The organism is Notoacmeibacter ruber (assembly GCF_003668555.1).
GTDB lineage: Bacteria > Pseudomonadota > Alphaproteobacteria > Rhizobiales > Rhizobiaceae > Notoacmeibacter > Notoacmeibacter ruber.
In genome coordinates this window covers 2,622,118-2,640,743 of sequence record NZ_RCWN01000001.1, presented here as the reverse complement: position 1 = coordinate 2,640,743, position 18,626 = coordinate 2,622,118, and the positions used below count along the sequence as shown (strand labels likewise).

The 18,626-nt window shown below is 62.0% G+C and carries 19 protein-coding genes; 10 read left to right on the top strand and 9 right to left on the bottom strand.

The window, feature by feature from the left end; translation table 11 throughout:
* Positions 1-69: 69 nt before the first annotated feature.
* On the top strand, positions 70-2,283 hold the full coding sequence (locus D8780_RS12680; RefSeq protein WP_121645928.1) for a primosomal protein N': 2,214 nt from the start codon (positions 70-72) through the stop codon (positions 2,281-2,283).
* Here D8780_RS12680 and D8780_RS12675 read toward each other — a convergent pair.
* On the bottom strand, positions 2,280-2,735 hold the full coding sequence (locus D8780_RS12675) for a hypothetical protein (RefSeq protein WP_121645927.1): 456 nt from the start codon (positions 2,733-2,735) through the stop codon (positions 2,280-2,282). The two genes, D8780_RS12680 and D8780_RS12675, sit on opposite strands and share 4 nt — an antisense overlap.
* Positions 2,736-2,825: 90 nt before the next feature.
* Between D8780_RS12675 and D8780_RS12670 the strand changes: the two genes are divergently transcribed.
* From D8780_RS12670 to D8780_RS12635, 8 genes are all read left to right on the top strand, one after another.
* A complete protein-coding gene (locus D8780_RS12670) occupies positions 2,826-3,728 on the top strand; it encodes a hypothetical protein (RefSeq protein ID WP_121645926.1) in 903 nt (300 codons plus the stop codon).
* A gap of 51 nt (positions 3,729-3,779) precedes the next feature.
* Complete coding sequence (locus D8780_RS12665) at positions 3,780-4,172, top strand: DUF4345 domain-containing protein (protein WP_121645925.1); 393 nt, start codon at positions 3,780-3,782, stop codon at positions 4,170-4,172.
* Positions 4,173-4,400: 228 nt separating this feature from the next.
* Positions 4,401-4,961 (top strand): F0F1 ATP synthase subunit delta, encoded by a 561-nt coding sequence (locus tag D8780_RS12660; RefSeq protein WP_121645924.1) that lies wholly within the window; start codon positions 4,401-4,403, stop codon positions 4,959-4,961.
* Complete coding sequence (gene atpA, locus D8780_RS12655) at positions 4,961-6,490, top strand: F0F1 ATP synthase subunit alpha (RefSeq protein WP_121645923.1); 1,530 nt, start codon at positions 4,961-4,963, stop codon at positions 6,488-6,490. The genes D8780_RS12660 and atpA overlap by 1 nt, the downstream gene beginning before the upstream one ends.
* A 24-nt stretch (positions 6,491-6,514) precedes the next feature.
* Positions 6,515-7,399, top strand: coding sequence for a F0F1 ATP synthase subunit gamma (locus D8780_RS12650; protein ID WP_121645922.1), 885 nt, complete (start codon positions 6,515-6,517; stop codon positions 7,397-7,399).
* A 17-nt stretch (positions 7,400-7,416) separates the two neighbouring features.
* Positions 7,417-8,874 (top strand): F0F1 ATP synthase subunit beta, encoded by a 1,458-nt coding sequence (gene atpD / locus D8780_RS12645; protein ID WP_121645921.1) that lies wholly within the window; start codon positions 7,417-7,419, stop codon positions 8,872-8,874.
* 77 nt (positions 8,875-8,951) lie between these two features.
* Positions 8,952-9,350, top strand: a complete 399-nt coding sequence (locus D8780_RS12640) for a F0F1 ATP synthase subunit epsilon (RefSeq protein ID WP_425373632.1) — start codon at positions 8,952-8,954, stop codon at positions 9,348-9,350.
* Positions 9,351-9,461: 111 nt separating this feature from the next.
* Positions 9,462-10,136, top strand: a complete 675-nt coding sequence (locus D8780_RS12635) for a haloacid dehalogenase type II (RefSeq protein WP_121645919.1) — start codon at positions 9,462-9,464, stop codon at positions 10,134-10,136.
* Here the strand turns inward: D8780_RS12635 and D8780_RS12630 are convergent.
* The 6 genes from D8780_RS12630 to rsfS all read right to left on the bottom strand — a co-directional run bounded on the left by D8780_RS12630 (position 10,133) and on the right by rsfS (position 15,812).
* Positions 10,133-10,651, bottom strand: coding sequence for an RNA pyrophosphohydrolase (locus tag D8780_RS12630; RefSeq protein ID WP_121645918.1), 519 nt, complete (start codon positions 10,649-10,651; stop codon positions 10,133-10,135). The genes D8780_RS12635 and D8780_RS12630 overlap by 4 nt on opposite strands.
* 25 nt (positions 10,652-10,676) lie before the next feature.
* Entirely contained in the window at positions 10,677-11,939 is a 1,263-nt protein-coding gene (locus D8780_RS12625) for a divergent polysaccharide deacetylase family protein (RefSeq protein ID WP_121645917.1), read from the bottom strand.
* Positions 11,940-12,009: 70 nt separating this feature from the next.
* Complete coding sequence (locus tag D8780_RS12620; RefSeq protein ID WP_121645916.1) at positions 12,010-13,350, bottom strand: S41 family peptidase; 1,341 nt, start codon at positions 13,348-13,350, stop codon at positions 12,010-12,012.
* Positions 13,340-14,815: a murein hydrolase activator EnvC family protein gene (locus tag D8780_RS12615; protein ID WP_121645915.1), complete on the bottom strand. Its 1,476-nt coding sequence runs from the start codon at positions 14,813-14,815 to the stop codon at positions 13,340-13,342. The genes D8780_RS12620 and D8780_RS12615 overlap by 11 nt, the downstream gene beginning before the upstream one ends.
* A gap of 138 nt (positions 14,816-14,953) precedes the next feature.
* Positions 14,954-15,436, bottom strand: a complete 483-nt coding sequence (rlmH, locus tag D8780_RS12610; protein WP_121645914.1) for a 23S rRNA (pseudouridine(1915)-N(3))-methyltransferase RlmH — start codon at positions 15,434-15,436, stop codon at positions 14,954-14,956.
* A 31-nt stretch (positions 15,437-15,467) separates the two neighbouring features.
* Positions 15,468-15,812, bottom strand: coding sequence for a ribosome silencing factor (rsfS, locus tag D8780_RS12605; protein ID WP_245412413.1), 345 nt, complete (start codon positions 15,810-15,812; stop codon positions 15,468-15,470).
* Between the two features lie 252 nt (positions 15,813-16,064).
* On the opposite strand from rsfS, the gene D8780_RS12600 reads away from it, so the two are divergent.
* Positions 16,065-16,547 carry a cupin domain-containing protein gene (locus D8780_RS12600; RefSeq protein ID WP_121646555.1) on the top strand — a complete coding sequence of 161 codons (483 nt, stop codon included), beginning with the start codon at positions 16,065-16,067 and terminating at the stop codon, positions 16,545-16,547.
* Here the strand turns inward: D8780_RS12600 and D8780_RS12595 are convergent.
* Entirely contained in the window at positions 16,541-17,206 is a 666-nt protein-coding gene (locus D8780_RS12595; RefSeq protein ID WP_121645912.1) for a nicotinate-nucleotide adenylyltransferase, read from the bottom strand. The two genes, D8780_RS12600 and D8780_RS12595, sit on opposite strands and share 7 nt — an antisense overlap.
* A 34-nt stretch (positions 17,207-17,240) precedes the next feature.
* Positions 17,241-18,527, bottom strand: coding sequence for a glutamate-5-semialdehyde dehydrogenase (locus D8780_RS12590; RefSeq protein ID WP_121645911.1), 1,287 nt, complete (start codon positions 18,525-18,527; stop codon positions 17,241-17,243).
* Between the last annotated feature and the right edge of the window lie 99 nt (positions 18,528-18,626).

The following is an 18,626-nucleotide window of genomic DNA, read 5'->3' as shown; positions in this document are numbered from 1 at the left end:
ACGCCCGTTTGTATTCCGTGCGGATTTGCCGTTCCCCATATCGTGGAAAGCGGCAAAGGTCACGGGGCAATGCTGAGTGATTCGAAAAAGCTTGAACGAATGAGCGGGGCGCGGGTGGTTCCCGTTCTGGTGCCGCTTCCCGTGCCGGGGCCCTATAGCTATGCGGTGCCGGAAGGCATGAGCGTTGAGCCCGGTTCAATCGTGCAGGTGCCGGTCGGCCCGCGCCAGGTCCCCGGTCTGGTTTGGGATGAGAATGGCCACGCGGGCGCTGTCGATCCGTCGAAACTGCGGGCGATCACGCGCGATTTCGACTGCCCGCCAGTCGACGCCGTGATGCGGCGTTTCATCGATTGGGTCGCAGCATGGACGCTGACGCCGCCGGGGCTGGTGGCGCGCATGGTGTTGCGGGTGCCGGCTGCCTTCGACCCGGAACCCTGGGTGCCTGCCCTGAGACCCGTTCTCGATGTGAAGCCCGAAAGGCTGACGCCGGCGCGAAAGCGTGTTCTGGAACTGGTCGAGGACAATCCGGGTGCGTGGACCAAAAGCGGCCTTGCGCACGCGGCGGGCGTCTCAAACTCGGTAATCGAGGGGCTAGCCAAGGCTGGCACGTTCGAAAATGTGATGCTTCCCCCGCCGCCCGTTGTCCCGGAGCCGGATACCGGGAGGCGTCGTATGGAACTGGCAGGGGACCAGGCCGCGGCTGCGGCCACGCTGCGGGACGCTGTCGCCAAAAACGGATTTTCCGCCACGCTGATCGACGGCGTGACGGGGTCCGGCAAGACCGAAGTCTATTTCGAGGCGGTGGCGGCTGCGCTGGAAAAGAAGAAGCAGGCGCTTATCCTGCTGCCGGAGATTGCGCTCACGGCCAGCTTTCTGGAGCGGTTTCATGACCGTTTCGGTGCGCGGCCGGCAGAATGGCATTCCGACATGGCGCCGAAAATGCGCGAAAAGGTCTGGCGACAGGTCGCGGAAGGGCGTGTGCAGGTGGTGGCCGGCGCACGTTCGGCGCTTTTCCTGCCTTTCAAGGAATTGGGGCTGATCGTGATCGATGAGGAGCACGACCAGGCCTACAAGCAGGATGAGCGTGTCTTTTACAATGCGCGCGATATGGCGGTCGTCCGGGCTCATCTCGGGGATTTGCCCATCGTGCTCGCTTCGGCGACGCCATCCATCGAGAGCCGGGTGAATGCGGCCTCTGGCCGCTACGGAGCGGTGCGGCTGGCAAGCCGCTTCGGCGAAGCTGCGCTGCCGGACCTTCGCACGGTCGACATGCGGAAAAATCCTCCGGCGCGGGGCGGTTTTCTGTCACCGGTTCTGTTGAAGGCCGTTGGAAGAGCGATCGAGCGTGGTGAACAGGCGCTCCTCTTTCTCAACCGGCGGGGCTATGCGCCGCTGACCCTATGCCGGGTTTGTGGCCACCGTTTCCAGTGCCCGAACTGTTCGGCCTGGCTGGTCGAACACCGCTTCCGGGCGCAGATGCAGTGCCATCATTGCGGCCATGCCGAGCCGGTGCCAGAGGCCTGTCCGCATTGCGGTACGTTGGATCATCTGGCCGCGTGCGGACCGGGCGTGGAACGGCTGGTCGAGGAAGTGGTGCATCACTTTCCCGAGGCGCGCACCGTAATGCTGTCGTCGGACATGCCGGGCGGGGCCAAAAGACTTCGTATGGAGCTCGATGCCATTGCAAAGGGAGAGGCCGATATCGTCATCGGCACGCAACTCGTGGCCAAGGGACACCACTTTCCCAAAATGACGGTCGTGGGCGTTGTCGATGCGGATATCGGCCTCACCAATGGCGATCCGCGGGCCGCCGAACGTACCTTTCAGCTTCTCCATCAGGTGACGGGCCGCGCCGGGCGCACGGGCGAAAAGTCTCTGGGTCTTATCCAGACGTATCAGCCGGAGCATCCGGTCATGGCCGCCCTTGTTTCCGGCGACCGGGAGCAATTCTACGAACGCGAGATCGGCGAGCGCCAACGGGCCGGCCTGCCGCCGTTCGGGCGTCTCGCGGCGATCATCATTTCCGGCGAGGACAAGGCGGATGCCGAGAAACATGCGAGGGCGCTGCGCGCCAATGCACCCGCATCCAACGAGATCGACGTGTTGGGACCGGCCGAAGCGCCGCTTGCCCTGATCCGCGGGCGCTACCGTTTCCGCCTGCTCGTCCACGGCGACCGCAGAAGCGATCTGCAGAGCTATATCCGCGAGATGATCGCTGCCGGACCAAAGCCACGCGGGAGTTTGAAGGTGCAGGTCGACATTGATCCGCAGAGCTTTCTTTAAGGGGCGCGTTCGATTGAACTGTCGATCCGCAGAGCCTGCCGCCGCCTATGGCGATAGCGATAAAGATGACGGCAGATCCGAGCGCTGATCGGCGTTGTCCAGCCCGTGTCGACGATAACCCGGTCGCGCCAGAGGGCGCCCTGGCGGTGCGGCTCGATGGTGAGGGTGTGATCCCAACGCTGAAATGAGGGGCTGGATTCGCGGCTACGCACCATTTTTCGCCGATGGTCGACCACCTCCACCTGCATGATATGATCGTCGTTCTTCAGAAAGCCGAACAGGGTAACGGTGGTCTTGAAGCGGTCGCCCTCGACAAGGGGGCGATCGGGAAGTCCCTCATAGGTGGCCAGTCCTTCCATCGCGCGTTTCAGCTCCGCGAGATCCAGAGCTTCGCCGAAGAGTACGTCCGGGTCGCGGTCATAGAACGCTTCGACGGTCACGATCCTTTCCATTCGTGTCTTCCTGTTGCCCTTTGCATATCGTTCTTTTGCCATAGCTCTACGCTATCGAGCGTCCGGCAACTATTCATGGACAGTAACTTCATGCGCTTTCTACTCGCATCCAGTATCGCTTTTCTTGCCGGCGGCGTGGCCGTTTATGCTGCGGTCGAAGGCTGGCCCACGGTGGATGACCGCGCCCCAGCAGCGGTGGCGGCTGAAGAAAGCGCAGCGACATCCGGTATCCAGCTGGCTCAGGCGGAGGTCGATGGAGCTGCCTCCGAAACCGATGATGCGAATGAGCCAGTCTCTGATGCGCCCCCCGAAAACGGCACCGCCGATGGGCCCAGCGAAGAGGCTGCTCCCGTCAGTTCCTACGCGTCCGAAGCGCCGACTGCTGAAATGCCGCCGCTTGGCCTGCCTGACCCCGACGAGGCGCAGGCCGGTTTGCCGGAGGGGCAGAAGATCACCCTTGAAGCCAGCCCGGATGAAGCGCCGCAGATCGGCACGGTCCGTTGGGTGCCCGACGCCCTTTACTGCGGATTTGTCGAAGGCGATCTCCCTGAGCCGCTCGAACTGGCCTCCGCCGCGGATTCCCGCGATGCAACATTGAGCGGTCAGGTGGACGCACTGGATGAGGCTCCACAGGCTGTGGAAGACGAGGCGGGTTCTGTGGAAAACAAGGCGCCGGAAGACCTGCTTTTCGTGACCGAGCGCCACTATGACGGCCGGGCGGCCATCGAACGGGCCTATATGCGGATCGGTGGCTTGATGCGTGAACTGGCCCTTAGAAGCGTCGACGAAATGGAAAGCGGTGAAGCACGACATTATGAAACGCTCGGCGGCACACCGCTTAGCGTCCGGCTCGACATGCAGCGGATCATGACTGATGCGGACAAGAGGCTGAAAGCCTGGCACAAGCCGCCGCGCCTTCTCTATCGTGGCGCGATCACGGTCAGTCGCGGAACAGCCGACACCCAGGTCGGCTTCGTCGGCAGCTGCGGATAAGCGCATTTTCGGGTCGTTTTAGAGCCAGTAACAGCGAAGGCTGAACCTTTTATGGAATTATCGCTTCCCGTTCCCGCCAATGCCGGCGATTGGCTGGCCCTTGCTTCGTCTCTCGTCACGGCCGTGCTTGGTCTCTACATGATGCTCGTTCCCAGACGGGCGCTGGGTCTACGCCATATGGATTCCGAATTTATCGGCATGCCGGCCTCGGGAATCGCACGGGCCAGGGCAGGGGGGTTTCACCTCGGTCTCGGACTCGCAGCTGTCTTGCTGTGGCAGCCGCTGCTATTTCTGGCGCTTGGCGTTGCATGGCTTTTCGCGGCGCTCGGACGGCTTCTCTCCGTTTTGCTGGATGCACCGGCGCGCGGGCGAAATGCCATTCTTTTCATCATAGAAGTCCTGCTGATGTTCGGTGCCGTAGCGGGCCCTCTCAGCCTGATTTGAAGGGCGAACCGCCCCTTCGAAAGTCGGTATCCCCGCTTGTCACAGAAGCGCCAAAGGCGTGTTGCACCCTTACGAGGCCTCTGCTATAGCGGCCACGAAATCGGCGGGAGCGCGCCTTTCACAGGTCTGTTTTTGTCGACTGTTTCCAGCGAGATCAAAGGTTTCGCCTCGGCTGTCCTTTTCGATGCCAGGTTCCTTGATCTCGGTCGAACGAGAGATTGATCGCCCGTGTCGCAAACCACATCCCCTATTTCCGGTGTCGCTCTTCGCTATGCGTCGTCACTTTTTGAGCTGGCGCAGAACGAGGGCAATGCCGATCAGGTGGAGCAGGATCTGGTCGGTCTCGGCCAGCTGATCGCTGAATCTGACGATCTGTCCCGTCTCATCAAGTCGCCGGTCTTCGCCGCCGACGAACAGGAGGCCGCTCTTGTCGCGATTGCCGATAAGGCTGCGATGGCGCCCCTGACGAAGAATTTTCTGAGGGTCGTGGCATCCAATCGCCGCCTTTTCGTGCTGCCTGGCATGATCGCGGCCTACAAGGAAATTGCAGCCGACGCTCGCGGCGAGGTGACTGCCAAGGTGGTTGCTGCGCATGATCTGACCGATCAGCAGCGGGCCGAGCTGTCCGAGACGTTGAAGGACGTGGCCGGCAAGGATGTCGCTATCGATCTTTCGGTCGATCCGTCCCTGCTGGGTGGGTTGGTCGTCCAGATCGGCAGCCGCCAGATCGATACGTCTCTCAAAACCAAATTGAATTCGATGAAGCTTGCACTGAAAGAGGTCGGCTGATGGATATCCGCGCGTCGGAAATCTCCGAAATCCTGAAAAACCAGATCAAGAACTTTGGCCAGGAGGCTGAGGTTTCCGAAGTCGGCCAGGTGCTGTCCGTTGGTGACGGTATCGCTCGCATCTATGGCCTCGACAATGTTCAGGCCGGTGAGATGGTCGAGTTCCCGGGCGGCCTGCGCGGCATGGCGCTGAACCTTGAGGCCGACAATGTCGGTGTCGTGCTGTTCGGCGACGACCGTCAGATCAAGGAAGGCGACACCGCCAAGCGGACCGGCGACATTGTTTCCGTCCCGGTCGGCCCGGAGCTGCTCGGCCGCGTCGTTGACGCACTCGGCAACCCGATCGACGGCAAGGGCCCGATCGGCGCTTCGCAGACCAAACAGGTCGACGTCAAAGCGCCGGGCATCATCCCGCGTAAGTCGGTGCACGAGCCGATGGCGACCGGCCTGAAGGCGATCGATGCGCTTATCCCGATCGGTCGTGGCCAGCGCGAACTCGTGATTGGCGACCGCCAGACCGGCAAGACCGCAATCATCCTGGACAGCTTCCTCAACCAGAAGCCGGCTCACGATGAAGATCGCGAGAATGACAAGCTCTTCTGCGTCTATGTCGCTGTCGGCCAGAAGCGCTCGACGGTTGCCCAGTTCGTGAAGGTGCTCGAAGAGCGCGGCGCCCTGCCGTACTCGATCGTCATCGCCGCAACGGCATCCGATCCTGCGCCCATGCAGTACCTCGCGCCGTTCACCGGCTGCACCATGGGTGAGTATTTCCGCGACAATGGTCAGCACGCCCTTATCGGTTATGACGATCTGTCCAAGCAGGCCGTGTCCTACCGTCAGATGTCGCTTCTGCTGCGCCGCCCGCCGGGCCGCGAGGCCTATCCGGGCGACGTCTTCTATCTGCATTCGCGCCTTCTGGAGCGTGCTGCCAAGCTGAACGACGATAATGGCGCTGGTTCGCTGACGGCTTTGCCGGTCATTGAAACCCAGGGCGGCGACGTCTCGGCCTTCATTCCGACCAACGTGATCTCGATCACCGACGGTCAGATCTTCCTTGAGACCGACCTGTTCTTCCAGGGTATCCGTCCGGCGGTGAATGTCGGTCTGTCGGTGTCCCGCGTGGGTTCTTCGGCGCAGATCAAGGCGATGAAGCAGGTGGCCGGTTCGATTAAGGGCGAGCTCGCACAGTATCGCGAGATGGCTGCCTTCGCGCAGTTCGGTTCCGACCTCGATGCCGCGACGCAGCGCCTTCTCAACCGTGGTGAGCGCCTGACCGAGCTGCTGAAGCAGCCGCAGTTCAGCCCGCTCAAGACAGAAGAGCAGGTCGCGGTGATCTTCGCCGGTGTGAACGGCTATCTCGACAAGATCGCCGTCAACCAGGTGACGCGTTTTGAAGCGGGCCTTCTCAGCCATATGCGCAATGAGGGCAAGGAGGTCCTTGAGGCCATCGCCCGTGAAAAGGCGCTGACGGATGAGATCAAGGAAAAGTTGAAGGCGGAAGTTGATTCCTTCGCCAAGACCTTCTCCTGATCGCGCTCTGAAGAGGACCATTCCATGGCCAATCTGAAAGAGCTTCGCGTACGTATCGCTTCGGTGAAGTCGACTGCCAAGATCACCAAGGCGATGCAGATGGTGGCCGCGGCGAAGCTGCGCCGTGCGCAGGAAGCTGCCGAAGCTGCTCGCCCCTATTCGCAGCGGATGAGCGGCGTGCTGGCGAATCTTGCCGGTGGCGGCGAGCCGACCGATGCGCCGAAGCTGATGACCGGCACCGGCAAGGACGATGTTCATCTGCTCGTCGTCTGCACGGCGGAACGGGGCCTTTGCGGCGGCTTCAATTCGTCGATCGCACGTCTTGCTCGTGACCATGCGCGGCGGCTGCTTGCCAATGGCAAGACGGTCAAGTTCATCTGCGTCGGCAAGAAGGGCTTCGATATCCTTCGCCGTGAATTCGGCGACAAGATCATCGACCGTGTTGATCTGCGCAATGTAAAACGCCTCGGATTCTCGGACGCGGATGCGATCGGCAAGAAGGTGATCGGCCTTTTCGAGGACGGTCAGTTCGATGTCTGCTCGCTGTTCTATTCCGAATTCGAAAACGTCGTCACGCAGACCCCGAAAGCGCAGCAGATCATTCCGGCCAAGCCGGAAGTCGTCTCCGACGACAAGGCTGTAGCTGGCTCTGATGTTCTCTACGATTACGAGCCGAGCGAAGCCGATATTCTGCGCACGCTCATTCCGCGGAATATTTCCGTGCAGATTTTCCGCGCTCTGCTGGAAAATGCGGCCTCGGAACAGGGTGCCCGGATGAGCGCGATGGACAATGCGACGCGCAACGCCAACGATATGATCGACAGGCTGACACTGGACTATAACCGCCAGCGCCAGGCCAAGATCACGACAGAACTGATCGAAATCATTGCGGGCGCGGAAGCGCTCTGACGACCTAGGAGGCATTCATGGCCGAAGAAAACACCAACGCGGCTTATACGCTGCCCGAAGGGCCGAAGGGCAAAGTGCATGCAGTGGTCGGCGCCGTTATCGACGTCGCTTTCGAAGACCATCTGCCGCCGATCCTGAACGCGCTGGAAGCCAGCAATAACGGTACCCGCCTCGTTCTTGAGGTGGCGCAGCATCTTGGCCAGAACATCGTTCGCACGATCGCCATGGACTCCACCGAAGGTGTGGTTCGCGGACAGGCCGTTGTCGATACCGGTTCGCCGATTTCGGTGCCGGTCGGTGACGGAACGCTCGGTCGCATCATGAACGTGATCGGACAGCCGGTGGATGAAGCCGGCCCGATCCCGAATGACGGCCTCCGCGCCATTCACCAGTCCGCTCCGGAATATGTGGAGCAGTCCACCGAGGCGCAAATTCTCGAGACCGGCATCAAGGTCGTCGACCTTCTGGCGCCCTACGCCCGAGGCGGCAAGATCGGCCTGTTCGGCGGTGCCGGCGTCGGCAAGACCGTTCTGATCATGGAGCTGATCAACAACATCGCCAAGGCGCATGGTGGTTACTCGGTGTTCGCCGGTGTCGGTGAGCGTACCCGTGAAGGCAATGACCTTTACTGGGAGATGATCGAGTCCAACGTGAACAAGGAAGGCGGCGGCGAAGGCTCCAAGGCCGCTCTCGTCTACGGCCAGATGAACGAGCCGCCCGGTGCCCGCGCCCGCGTTGCTCTGACCGGCCTGACCGTGGCCGAACATTTCCGCGATCAGGGACAGGACGTTCTGTTCTTCGTCGACAACATCTTCCGCTTCACGCAGGCGGGCTCCGAGGTCTCGGCGCTTCTTGGCCGCATTCCCTCCGCCGTGGGCTATCAGCCGACGCTGGCGACGGATATGGGCGCCCTGCAGGAGCGCATCACGACGACGACCACGGGTTCGATTACGTCGGTGCAGGCCATCTACGTGCCAGCCGATGACTTGACCGACCCGGCGCCGGCCACGTCCTTCGCGCACCTGGACGCCACGACCGTTCTGTCGCGTTCGATCGCCGAGAAGGGCATCTATCCGGCCGTGGACCCGCTGGACTCCACTTCGCGTATGCTTGACCCGCAGATCGTCGGCGAAGAGCACTACGAGGTTGCGCGTCAGGTTCAGTCGATCCTTCAGCGCTACAAGAGCCTGCAGGACATCATCGCCATTCTCGGCATGGACGAACTGTCGGAAGAAGATAAGCTCAGCGTGGCCCGTGCCCGCAAGATCGAGCGCTTCCTGTCGCAGCCCTTCTTCGTCGCCGAAGTCTTCACCGGTTCGCCGGGCAAGCTCGTCGCGCTCGAAGACACGATCAAGGGCTTCAAGGGCCTCTGCAACGGCGAATACGACCACCTTCCGGAAGTTGCCTTCTATATGGTCGGCACGATGGAAGAAGCCGTCGCAAAAGCGCAGAAGCTGGCCGAAGAAGCCGCCTGATTTCACCCGATCGCTTGCCCGCCGGATGTGCGGGCAAGCCTCACCATCCGATCCGAGCCGCCGGAGCCTAGATTTCCATGGCATTCACATTCGAACTGGTCTCGCCGGAAAGCCTTCTGGTCTCGCGCGAAGTCGATTCGGTCGTCGTCCCCGGCGCCGATGGCGATTTCACCGCGATGCCGAACCATGCGCCCACCATGTCCTCGCTTCGCGCCGGCATGGTCACGGTCGAGGCGGGCGGCAGCAAGGAACAGTATGTCGTTCTGGGCGGCTTTGCCGATGTTCAGCCCGATAGCTGCACCATCCTTGCCGAGACTGCAGCAGCACCCGGCGAGTTCGATCGCGACATTCTCACATCCCGTATCGAGGAAGCGCGGACGCGCCTTGGCGAAACGTCGGATGACGAGGAGCGGAGCGAGCTGGAGGAAGTGCTCGGTTCGCTCACGACCTTGCACGAGCACATCCTGCCGGCCTGATCAGCGATCGTAGCGCAGTCTTTCATGACGGGCCCGACTTCGGGCCCGTTTCTTTTTGCCTGACAGGATGATCCGGCGCGCTATGTTTTTCCGGTAAAGGGAGGAGCGCCGATGGCTGAAAAGATCAAGGTCGCCGTCTTCGACATTATCGAAACCGTGTTCTCGCTGAAGCCGGTGCGGCGGGCTATGGCCGCATGCGGGTTGGACGGACGCGATCTGGAGACATGGTTCGCTTTCGGATTGCGCGATGCCTTCGCACTCGACGTCACGCATCGGGCGAGGCCCTTTCCAGAAATTCTGGCTGACGCTCTCGATGAGTTGCTGGCGATCCGTCAGATCCAGGTCCGGCCAGAAGCACGTGAGGATGTGCTGAACGCCTTCGCCAAAATGCCGGCGCATGACGACGCGCGCGCCTGCTTCGACCGACTACGCGACGGCGGCATCACCATTGTCGCTCTTTCCAATGGCCCGGCGGAAAGAACCCGTTCCCTGCTCGATGGGGCCGGCCTCTGCAGCCATGTGCAAGAGATACTGAGTGTCGAGAGCGTCGGACGTTTCAAGCCGCACATATCGGTCTATGAGCAGGCCTTCGCCGTGACGGGGCTACCGCCGGAAGCGCACTGCATGATCGCCTGCCATGCCTGGGATCTGCACGGCGCAAAATGCGCCGGCATGAAAACGGCCTTCGTCGGCCGCGGGCAGCACTATCCATCGGTCATGGAACCGGCAGATCTGACAGGCGAAGAACTGATCGACGTGGCCGGCGAAATCCTGAAGGCGGACTAGTCCGAGCCGGATAGGTGTCGGAATGAGGTGACGACCTGTTCGTATAGAGAGCGCTTGAAGGGGACGATCAGTCCCGGCAGCTCTTTCATCGGCTTCCAGTCCCAGGCATCGAATTCGGCTGTGTGCCCCTCGGGTGGCGGATCGATCCGGATTTCGCTGTCGTCACCCTCGAATCGGTAGGCAAACCAGCGCTGCTTCTGGCCACGGTATTTGCCCTTGAGAGCTTTTCCGATCAGGTGGGAGGGCAGATCGTAGGTCAGCCAGTCCGACGTCTCAGCAAGAAGGTGGACGGAACGGATGCCGGTTTCTTCGTAGAGCTCGCGCAACGCAGCCGCTTCGGGTTCCTCGCCTTTGTCGATCCCGCCTTGCGGCATTTGCCAAAGATGACCGGAACCGTGCTCTTCCGAGTTTGGCTTGGTCTTGCGGTGGCCTGTCCAGACCAGTCCGTCCCTGTTCAGGAGCATCACGCCGACGCAGGGCCGGTAGGGCAGGTCGTCCGGATTCGGGTTGGGCATTTCTAACTCTCATTCGGCTGGCGGCTCAGCGGCTATCCTGAGCCAATGCGCTGACGGGAACAAAATGGATGCCGCGCGACTTTGCCTCGTCGATCCAGGCCGAGATCTCCTCGACAGTCGCGCGGAATGCGGATGCCGTTGCGATGACCGGGCCGCCAGCCATGGCCTTGGCCTCCAACGCCGTCAGGGCGCGGCGGATCGTCTCCGGATCGCGATTATTGTCGAGTGCATCGCCCGCTCTGGCATAGGGAACGCCTCGCTTCGTTGCGAGCTGAGCGGCTCGTGAGCCGGGCACTGTTCCATCATCGACAAACATCAGACCGCGATCGGCGGCCTCATCGATGACGGAGCCGATCGCGTTTTCCTGGGTCAGGAAACGCCCGCCCATATAGTTCACCACTCCGGCATAGGTGGTGATGCGCGACATTGCCTCGCGCGTCAGCCGCTGCGTCTCTTCGGGCGAGGCGTCGGCCAGCAAGGTTCCGGGGCCGGGGCTGACATTGGGATAGCCGAACGGCTCCATCGGCAATTGCAAAAGCAGCTCGTGGCCGCCTTCGCGTGCCGCCTGTTGCCAGCGCTGCAGACTATTGCCGCTCGGAGCGAATGCCAGTGTGACCTCGCCCGGCAGACGTTCGATGGCATATTGCGTACCAGTCTGCGACAGGCCGAGCCCGCCTACGATAAGGGCGATGGCCGGACCATCGACAGGTTCGACAGGACGCCGGTAAGCATCAAATGGGCGTTTGCCATCGGGGCCTATGGTCGGAAGCGGTCCTTGTGGGGTTTGTTCAATGAGGGACGGTTCAGGACGCGATGAAAGCCGCATCGGTGCGGAGAGCGCCGCCGCATCCCGAATAATGATCGCACCGCCGGAATCCGCTGGATTTTCGCCATCAGCGAGATCAGGCAGGGTGTCGCTATCGGGCGCCACGCGAATGATGGCGGGACCGCTACCGCTGCCACTACGCTGGATGGGCGACTGAATGCGCGTCGTCGCAGGATTGTTAGGCTCTGCCTTCGGCTCGGTCACGGCAGGATCAATCTGCTGTTCGGGCTCCGGTGCCCTCGCCAAGGCTGTTTCTTCCAGCTCGCTTGCCTTGCGGAGAGGGTCCTGATGGCGTGCCGTCCAGATGGAACCACCCAGCAGGATCAGGGAAAGAAGGAGGGGCGCACCGTGGCTGAACGGCCTGAAACCGCGTCCCGACGCTGTTTTCGGATCGGGACGGTTCATGCCAAGCGGACGGTCGATAGGCCCTCTCGTCGCGTCGGTCTCGCTCGGCAGGCTCATGGCAGTGGATCGGATCCAGGCGACGAAGGAAAAGAAAGCGGCGGATCGCAGGGAGCCGCCGCCATTTCACTTATTGCTGCGCCGTTCCGGCATCGGCCCGGTCCTGCGAAGGCGGGAAGGCAGGGTCCTTGTCCTCGCCCCGCAGGAGGCGCAATGCCGCCTGAAGCTGAAGGTCGTCTTCGGCTTCCGGCGGAACGTAGGCCGACGAACCCGAACCCTCATCATCTTCGCTGTCGCCGGTGATGTGACCGCGGAGCGAAGACTCGCCTCTCTTCATATCTTCCTCACGGCCCTTCATGTCGTCGGGGAGGGGCTGCTTGACGATGATGTCCGGCGTGATGCCCTTGCCCTGGATGGAGGCGTCCGAAGGCAGATAATAAAGTGCGGTGGTCAGTTTCAGGGCGCCATTCTCGGCCAGTGGCAGAACGGTCTGGACCGAACCCTTGCCGAAGGAGCGTGTGCCCAGAACCGTGGCGCGTCGCAGATCCTGCAGGGCGCCGGCGACAATCTCGGAAGCGGAAGCCGAGCCACCATTGATGAGAACGATGACGGGCTTGCCTTCGGCGAGATCGCCCGGTGTGGCGTCGTAGCGTTTGTATTCGCGATCGTCGCGACCGCGTGTCGACAGGATCTTACCGCGATCGAGGAAGGCATCGGAAACCGCGATCGCCTGGGTCAGGACGCCGCCCGGATTAAGACGAAGGTCGAGCACGTAGCCCTTCAACTCGTCTTCGGGGATTTCCTTCTGGATCGTCTTGAAGCCCTTTTCCAGGTCGGCAAAGGTCTTTTCGGTGAAGGAGGTAACCTTGAGATAGCCGACATCGCCTTCGGTGCGGACCTTGACCGCCTTGACCTTGATGATGTCGCGAATGACCTCGATCTCGATAGGCGCGTCGGCGCCTTCACGCAGAATCGTCAGCATGATCGGCTCGCCCCGCGCGCCGCGCATCTTTTCGACCGCTTCGGACAGGGTGAGGCCGCGCACTTCGTCGCCGTCGATCCTTGCAATGAGGTCGCCTGCCAGAACACCGGCCTTCATGGCAGGGGTGTCGTCCATCGGCGTGATGACCTTGACGAGATCATCCTGCATGGTGACTTCGATCCCGAGCCCGCCGAATTCGCCGCGCGTCTGGACACTCATGTCCGAGGCTTCATCCGGGTCGAGATAGGCAGAGTGCGGGTCGAGCGAAGCGAGCATGCCCTTGATGGCGCTCTGAATCAGCTCCTTCTCGTCCGGCTCGGTCACATACTGACTGCGAACCCTCTCCAGCACATCGCCAAAGATGGCGAGCTGCCGATAGGTCTCGCTGCTGGCGGCCTTCGCCTGAAGGTCCAAACCGTTGGTCACCACGGTCATGGCTGTCGCGCCCATCAGGGCACCAGCGCAGAGCAGCGAAAGCTTACGGATCATTCCTCGTCCTTCCAAGACTGTGATTCGACCACCACGCGGCCGGATCTACGGGTTTCTTGTCCTTCCAGAACTCGATGTAAAGCATCGGCTCCGAAAGCGCATCCTCCAAAGGCGCCAAAGCGGCAAGCCGCGTTTCGCCCATTTCTCCGATCGGCTCGCCGGCAAGAACGCTCTGGCCGCGGGTCACGTTGATGGCATGCATGCCGCCCATGACGATCGCATAACCTTCGCCAGCATCGAGAATGATCGTTTGTCCGAAACTACGAAACCGCCCCGCAAACAGAACCGTACCCCCGGCTGGAGAGGTTACGATGGAGCCTGATTGTGACCGAACGGTGTCTCCAAGCCTCTTCTCGCCCGTTTCGTCGGTTTCGCCGAAGCGGCTTTCGAGACGCCCGGCCACGGGCAGAACAAGATCGCCTCTGCGGCTGGAGAAGGGCAGGTTGGCGGACAGCCGATGGTCGGCATCCTTCTCGTCGGGGTCGCGCAGTCTGGCGAGGCGATCGGCCAGTTCCTGGGCTGCCTTCGCCTTGGCTTCCGCTTCGGCCGTTCTCTGCCGCTCGGCTTCCAGCGCGGCGAGGCGCGCCGCCTCCGCTGCTTCCTCGGCCTTGCGGTCGGCTTCCTGCCGGGCTTCTTCCTCGGCCTTCTGACGCTCATCTTCGAGCGTTTCGATCAGTTCAGCGAGGCTGGAAGCGCGTTTGGCGAGTTCGGAGGCTCGCGCCTGTTCCGCTTCGATCTGCGCCTGGCTTTTCTGGCGGGCGGCATTCTTGGCGTCGAGCAGAAGCGACAGGCGCTCACGCTCGGCGGCCTGATCCCGTTGCGTTTCCGCCAGAGATTCCTTCTGCTCGGTAATATGCGCGGCGACGTTTCTGAGGTCCGACAGATCCTGAAGCAGGGCCGTTGTCTCTTCGCGCAATTCCGGCACCACAGCACCGAGAAGGATGGCGCTTCGAACGGCCGACAAGGCATCGTCCGGCGTAACGAGCAGTGCCGGTGGTGGGTTGAGGCCCATACGCTGAAGCGAAGCCAGCACTTCCGCAAGAAGGGCACGCCGCGCCGTCAGGGATATCTGGAGACCGGACTGGCGTTCGCGCAAACCGACAAGGCGACTCTCGATCGAGGCAATGTCCTCGGTCAGCTTTCGCTCGGTCTTTGCTGCCTGGATCAGCGCGGCGCCGATGGCACGAGCATCGACGCCGAGCGCCGCAATTTCCGCCTGCAGCGCGGCGCGGCGCGATGCACTTTCCGCCAGTTCGCGCGCCAGCGACTGGTAGTCGCTGCGCTTTTCATCACGCCGCACCGCAATTCGGCGGGCTTCGCTGTAATCGGCTTCAAAGGACTTGGTCGTGATGGTCTTGTCGGTCGCCGCCGTTTCGTCGGCTGCGTGCGCCATGGCGTATCCCGCGGCCGAGAGGGCAAGGCCGCCGAACAGGGCACGCAGAAGTGGGAGACGGCGCGCAATCATGCGCCTACCCTATCCGTGCAGATTTTAAGATTTGATAAACCATATCGGGCGCCCCTCCGACGAGCCGGCCTTATAGGATGCAACGGTGGAGAGAATATGACCGCCGCCTTGGGGGAGGCTGGCCATTCACCCGCCCGTTCATGCCCGGTGGTAGGGATGGCCCGAAAGAATGGTGGTTGCACGGTAGAGCTGTTCAGCCAGCAAGATCCGAACGATCTGATGGGGGAAGGTCGCCTGACCGAAAGAGAGGACCATATCCGCCTTCTCGCGCAGTTCGGCATCGTGCCCATCCGGCCCGCCGATCGCGAGCACGAGGGATGACAGGCCATCATCCCGAAACCGGCCGAGCCGATCTGCAAACGCCGGAGAGGTCATGTCTTTCCCACGCTCATCCAGAAGGATGAGCGCGCTGGACGCGTCCAGATGGGAAAGGAGTTTACCGGCTTCCTCGCGTTTTCGCAGCGCAACCGAGGAAGCCCGGCTTTCCACCGGTTCGAGGACGCCGCCAAATTGCAGGCCGAGCGAACCTCCGGCGCGTCGAAAGCGATCGAGGTATCGATCGCACAACTCGGCTTCGGGGCCGGCCTTCATCCGGCCCACGGCATGGATCACAATACGCATGCACCCGCCTTACAGGGCCGGCGCCTCCCGTTCAATGAACGGTGCCGTCCTCCAGATCGGGCAACTGCCACATCTTTTCCAGATTGTAGAATTCCCGGACCTCCGGGCGGAAAATGTGGACGATCACGTCACCCTGATCAATCAGGATCCAGTCGGCCGAACCGTCTCCCTCCACACGGGCCACGCCATACCCATTGTCCTTGAGCGCCTGTTTCAGGTGCTCGGCAATGGCAGCGACATGACGGTGCGATCGCCCGGAGGCAATGACCATGAAGTCGCCAAGGCTCGATTTGCCTCGAATGTCGATGGAGAGAATGTCCTCGGCCTTTGAATCATCCAAAGATGCGAGGACTGCGTTCCGCGTCCGTTCGGCGATGCTCTGGGCCGGGTCTGTCGTCTGTCCCGGCTCCGCGTTGCGATCGGTCGATGTATGGGCCGCAAGGGCCTGAGCGTGCTGTGCCAGCGTCGTTCCTTTCTGTTGCTGCCGTCGCCTTCGAGAGGCGGCACGAATCCAAAGTTGGCAGTGGTAGACGACAATTTCAAGACGTGGCGCGTGAAAGCTGGCACGAAGCTTGCCATGCCGTCATATTCGAAAGAGCTTGAAGTGACTGAATTTCAACGATGGGAGATGACCGTGAAGGACGATACCAAGCCCGCTTTTATCCATGCGCCATCGCAGCCGCCGCGCATCAAGAAGTCGAACTATCCGCCGGTTTTCGCCGAGCGCGTGGCAAAGCGGACCAAGCGGCCGCTTGGTGATTCTTTCGCGCTGACGAATTTCGGCGTCAATCTTACGACGCTGGAGCCGGGCGGCGAATCAGCGCTCCTGCATCGCCATTCGCGCCAGGATGAGTTCATCTATGTTCTGGACGGGCATCCGACTTTGCGGACCGAAGAGGGAGAATGGGATCTGTCGCCCGGCGATTGCGCAGGCTTTCCGGCCGGCGGTTCGGCGCATCACCTCATCAATCGTACCGAGAAACAGGCCGTCTATCTTGAGATCGGCGACCGGACGGCGGGCGATGAAGGCACTTATCCGGAAGACGATCTGAAAGCCGTGATGACGGATGACGGGTGGGCTTTTACCCGCAAGGATGGCACGGCCTATTGAGGCACCCGCCGCTCTTGCCTGATTTCCGTCGAGGAAAGGGACGAGCGTGGGCCATGGATGAAGGTCCATGCTGGGGGAGAGATGCGAGGCAGAAGCGCTGCATCGTTCTCGTCGATGCGCGCATGATCGAAGGTTTTTGCCATGCGGGATGACAGAAAGGCCAAGGTGGAGCCCGGACGGTCTATGATCGCGATCGGATAGGTTTCCGCGATTTCACGCCAGCGCTGCCAGCGGTGAAAGCCGGCGAGGCTGTCGGCACCCATGATCCAGACGAAATGGACCGCGGGATTGCGGCGGCGAATATGAGCCAGCGTATCGGCGGTAAAGCCGGCTCCGATTACGGCTTCGAATGCGGTGACGTCGATGCGCGGATCGCGGGCAAGCGTTTCGGACTGGGCGATCCGTTCGGCGAGCGGCGCCAGCTCGTTCCGGTTCTTCAGCGGGTTGCCCGGCGTGACCATCCACCAGAGCCGGTCCAGTTTAAGGCGGCGCAGAGCGGTTTCGGCAACTAGAACGTGGCCCTCATGCGCTGGATTGAACGATCCGCCGAAGAGGCCCACGGCCAAGCCGCGCGGCACGACAGGCATGCGCAGATAGCGAGCGTCGATATCGTCAAGATCGACGCTCGGTCGATCACGGGCCGTGCCGATCAGGCGCATGATCTTCGCTTCCGTTCAGACAGGACGGTGAGCTTCAAGGCCGTGTCTGGCCCGTACCGCGTACGCGGTATTTGAAGGAGCATAGCTGCTCGAGACCGACCGGTCCGCGCGCATGCATCTTGCCGGTGGCGATGCCGATTTCGGCGCCCATGCCAAATTCGCCGCCGTCGGCGAATTGCGTGGAGGCATTATGGAGCAGGATCGCGCTGTCGATCTCGGAAAAGAAGCGGGCAACGGCCTCCGTATCCTCGGCAATGATCGCTTCGGTATGCCGCGACGACCACCGATTGATATGCTGGATCGCGCCCGAAATGCCGTCCACCGCTGCAACGGAGACAATGGCATCGAGATATTCCGTCGCCCAGTCGGCGTCCTCAGCTCCGATCGCGCCGGGCCAAGCCGCAAAGATCGTCTCGTCGGCGCGGATTTCGCAGCCACCTTCGGATAATTTGTCGAGGATCGGCTTAAGGTGGGTTTCCAGCGCGGCGCGATCGATCAGCAAGGTTTCGACCGCTCCGCATATGCCCGTCCGGCGGAGTTTGGCATTGGCCACGATCTCGACGGCCATGTCCAGATCGGCCGACTTGTCGACATAGATATGGCAGAGCCCCTCGAGATGCGCGAAGACCGGTACGCGCGCATCGGCCTCGACGCGGGCGACGAGGCTTTTTCCGCCGCGCGGCACGATGACGTCGACCGTCCCGCTGAGGCCGGTCAGCAACTCGCCGACGGCAGACCTATCCGTCGTGGGAACGAGCTGAATGGCGTCTTCCGGCAAACCGGCTTCGCGCAGTCCCTCGATCAGGGCCGCATGGATGGCTCGCGACGAATGAGCGCTGTCGGAGCCGCCGCGCAAGATGACGGCGTTACCGCTCTTCAGGCAGAGCGCGCCGGCATCCGCCGTAACGTTGGGCCGGCTTTCATAGATGACGCCGATCACACCAAGCGGCGTCCGTACCCGCTCGATGTGAAGGCCGTTGGGCCGGTCCCATTCGCTCGTGATGGCGCCGACAGGGTCGGGCAGTTCGGCGATGGCGCGGACGCTAGCGGCGATGGCTGCAATGCGTTCGGCGGTCAGTTCCAGCCTGTCGAGGAAGGAGCCTGCGAGGTTGCGCGCGCGGCCCGCCTCCATGTCCTTCTCATTGGCGCGCAGAATATCGTCCGTCGCGGCCTCGACCTCATCGGCCATGGCGCGGAGGGCCGCATTCTTCGCCTCGGTCGTCGCAATGGCGAGTGGCGCAGAAGCAGCCCGGGCGCGCAGGCCGATGCCGGCCATCAGGGTGCGGATTTCGCTGCCATTGTCCTCGCTCCGATCGAGCATGATGTCGTCCTCGCCATTTTTTCGGTGCCGAACCGGCGATCTGACGGTTCGGCATATAGGCAAAGGCTTGTAGTGGCCGTGGGTTGTGGCCGCAACCCG

Coding starts and splice junctions, on each gene's coding strand:
- D8780_RS12680 (WP_121645928.1), top strand. CDS start 70: ATGCTGAGTGATTCGAAAAAGCTTGAACGAATGAGCGGGGCGCGGGTG.
- D8780_RS12675 (WP_121645927.1), bottom strand. CDS start 2,735: ATGGAAAGGATCGTGACCGTCGAAGCGTTCTATGACCGCGACCCGGAC.
- D8780_RS12670 (WP_121645926.1), top strand. CDS start 2,826: ATGCGCTTTCTACTCGCATCCAGTATCGCTTTTCTTGCCGGCGGCGTG.
- D8780_RS12665 (WP_121645925.1), top strand. CDS start 3,780: ATGGAATTATCGCTTCCCGTTCCCGCCAATGCCGGCGATTGGCTGGCC.
- atpA (WP_121645923.1), top strand. CDS start 4,961: ATGGATATCCGCGCGTCGGAAATCTCCGAAATCCTGAAAAACCAGATC.
- D8780_RS12650 (WP_121645922.1), top strand. CDS start 6,515: ATGGCCAATCTGAAAGAGCTTCGCGTACGTATCGCTTCGGTGAAGTCG.
- atpD (WP_121645921.1), top strand. CDS start 7,417: ATGGCCGAAGAAAACACCAACGCGGCTTATACGCTGCCCGAAGGGCCG.
- D8780_RS12640 (WP_425373632.1), top strand. CDS start 8,952: ATGGCATTCACATTCGAACTGGTCTCGCCGGAAAGCCTTCTGGTCTCG.
- D8780_RS12635 (WP_121645919.1), top strand. CDS start 9,462: ATGGCTGAAAAGATCAAGGTCGCCGTCTTCGACATTATCGAAACCGTG.
- D8780_RS12630 (WP_121645918.1), bottom strand. CDS start 10,651: ATGCCCAACCCGAATCCGGACGACCTGCCCTACCGGCCCTGCGTCGGC.
- D8780_RS12625 (WP_121645917.1), bottom strand. CDS start 11,939: ATGAGCCTGCCGAGCGAGACCGACGCGACGAGAGGGCCTATCGACCGT.
- D8780_RS12620 (WP_121645916.1), bottom strand. CDS start 13,350: ATGATCCGTAAGCTTTCGCTGCTCTGCGCTGGTGCCCTGATGGGCGCG.
- D8780_RS12615 (WP_121645915.1), bottom strand. CDS start 14,815: ATGATTGCGCGCCGTCTCCCACTTCTGCGTGCCCTGTTCGGCGGCCTT.
- rlmH (WP_121645914.1), bottom strand. CDS start 15,436: ATGCGTATTGTGATCCATGCCGTGGGCCGGATGAAGGCCGGCCCCGAA.
- D8780_RS12600 (WP_121646555.1), top strand. CDS start 16,065: ATGACCGTGAAGGACGATACCAAGCCCGCTTTTATCCATGCGCCATCG.
- D8780_RS12595 (WP_121645912.1), bottom strand. CDS start 17,206: ATGCGCCTGATCGGCACGGCCCGTGATCGACCGAGCGTCGATCTTGAC.
- D8780_RS12590 (WP_121645911.1), bottom strand. CDS start 18,527: ATGCTCGATCGGAGCGAGGACAATGGCAGCGAAATCCGCACCCTGATG.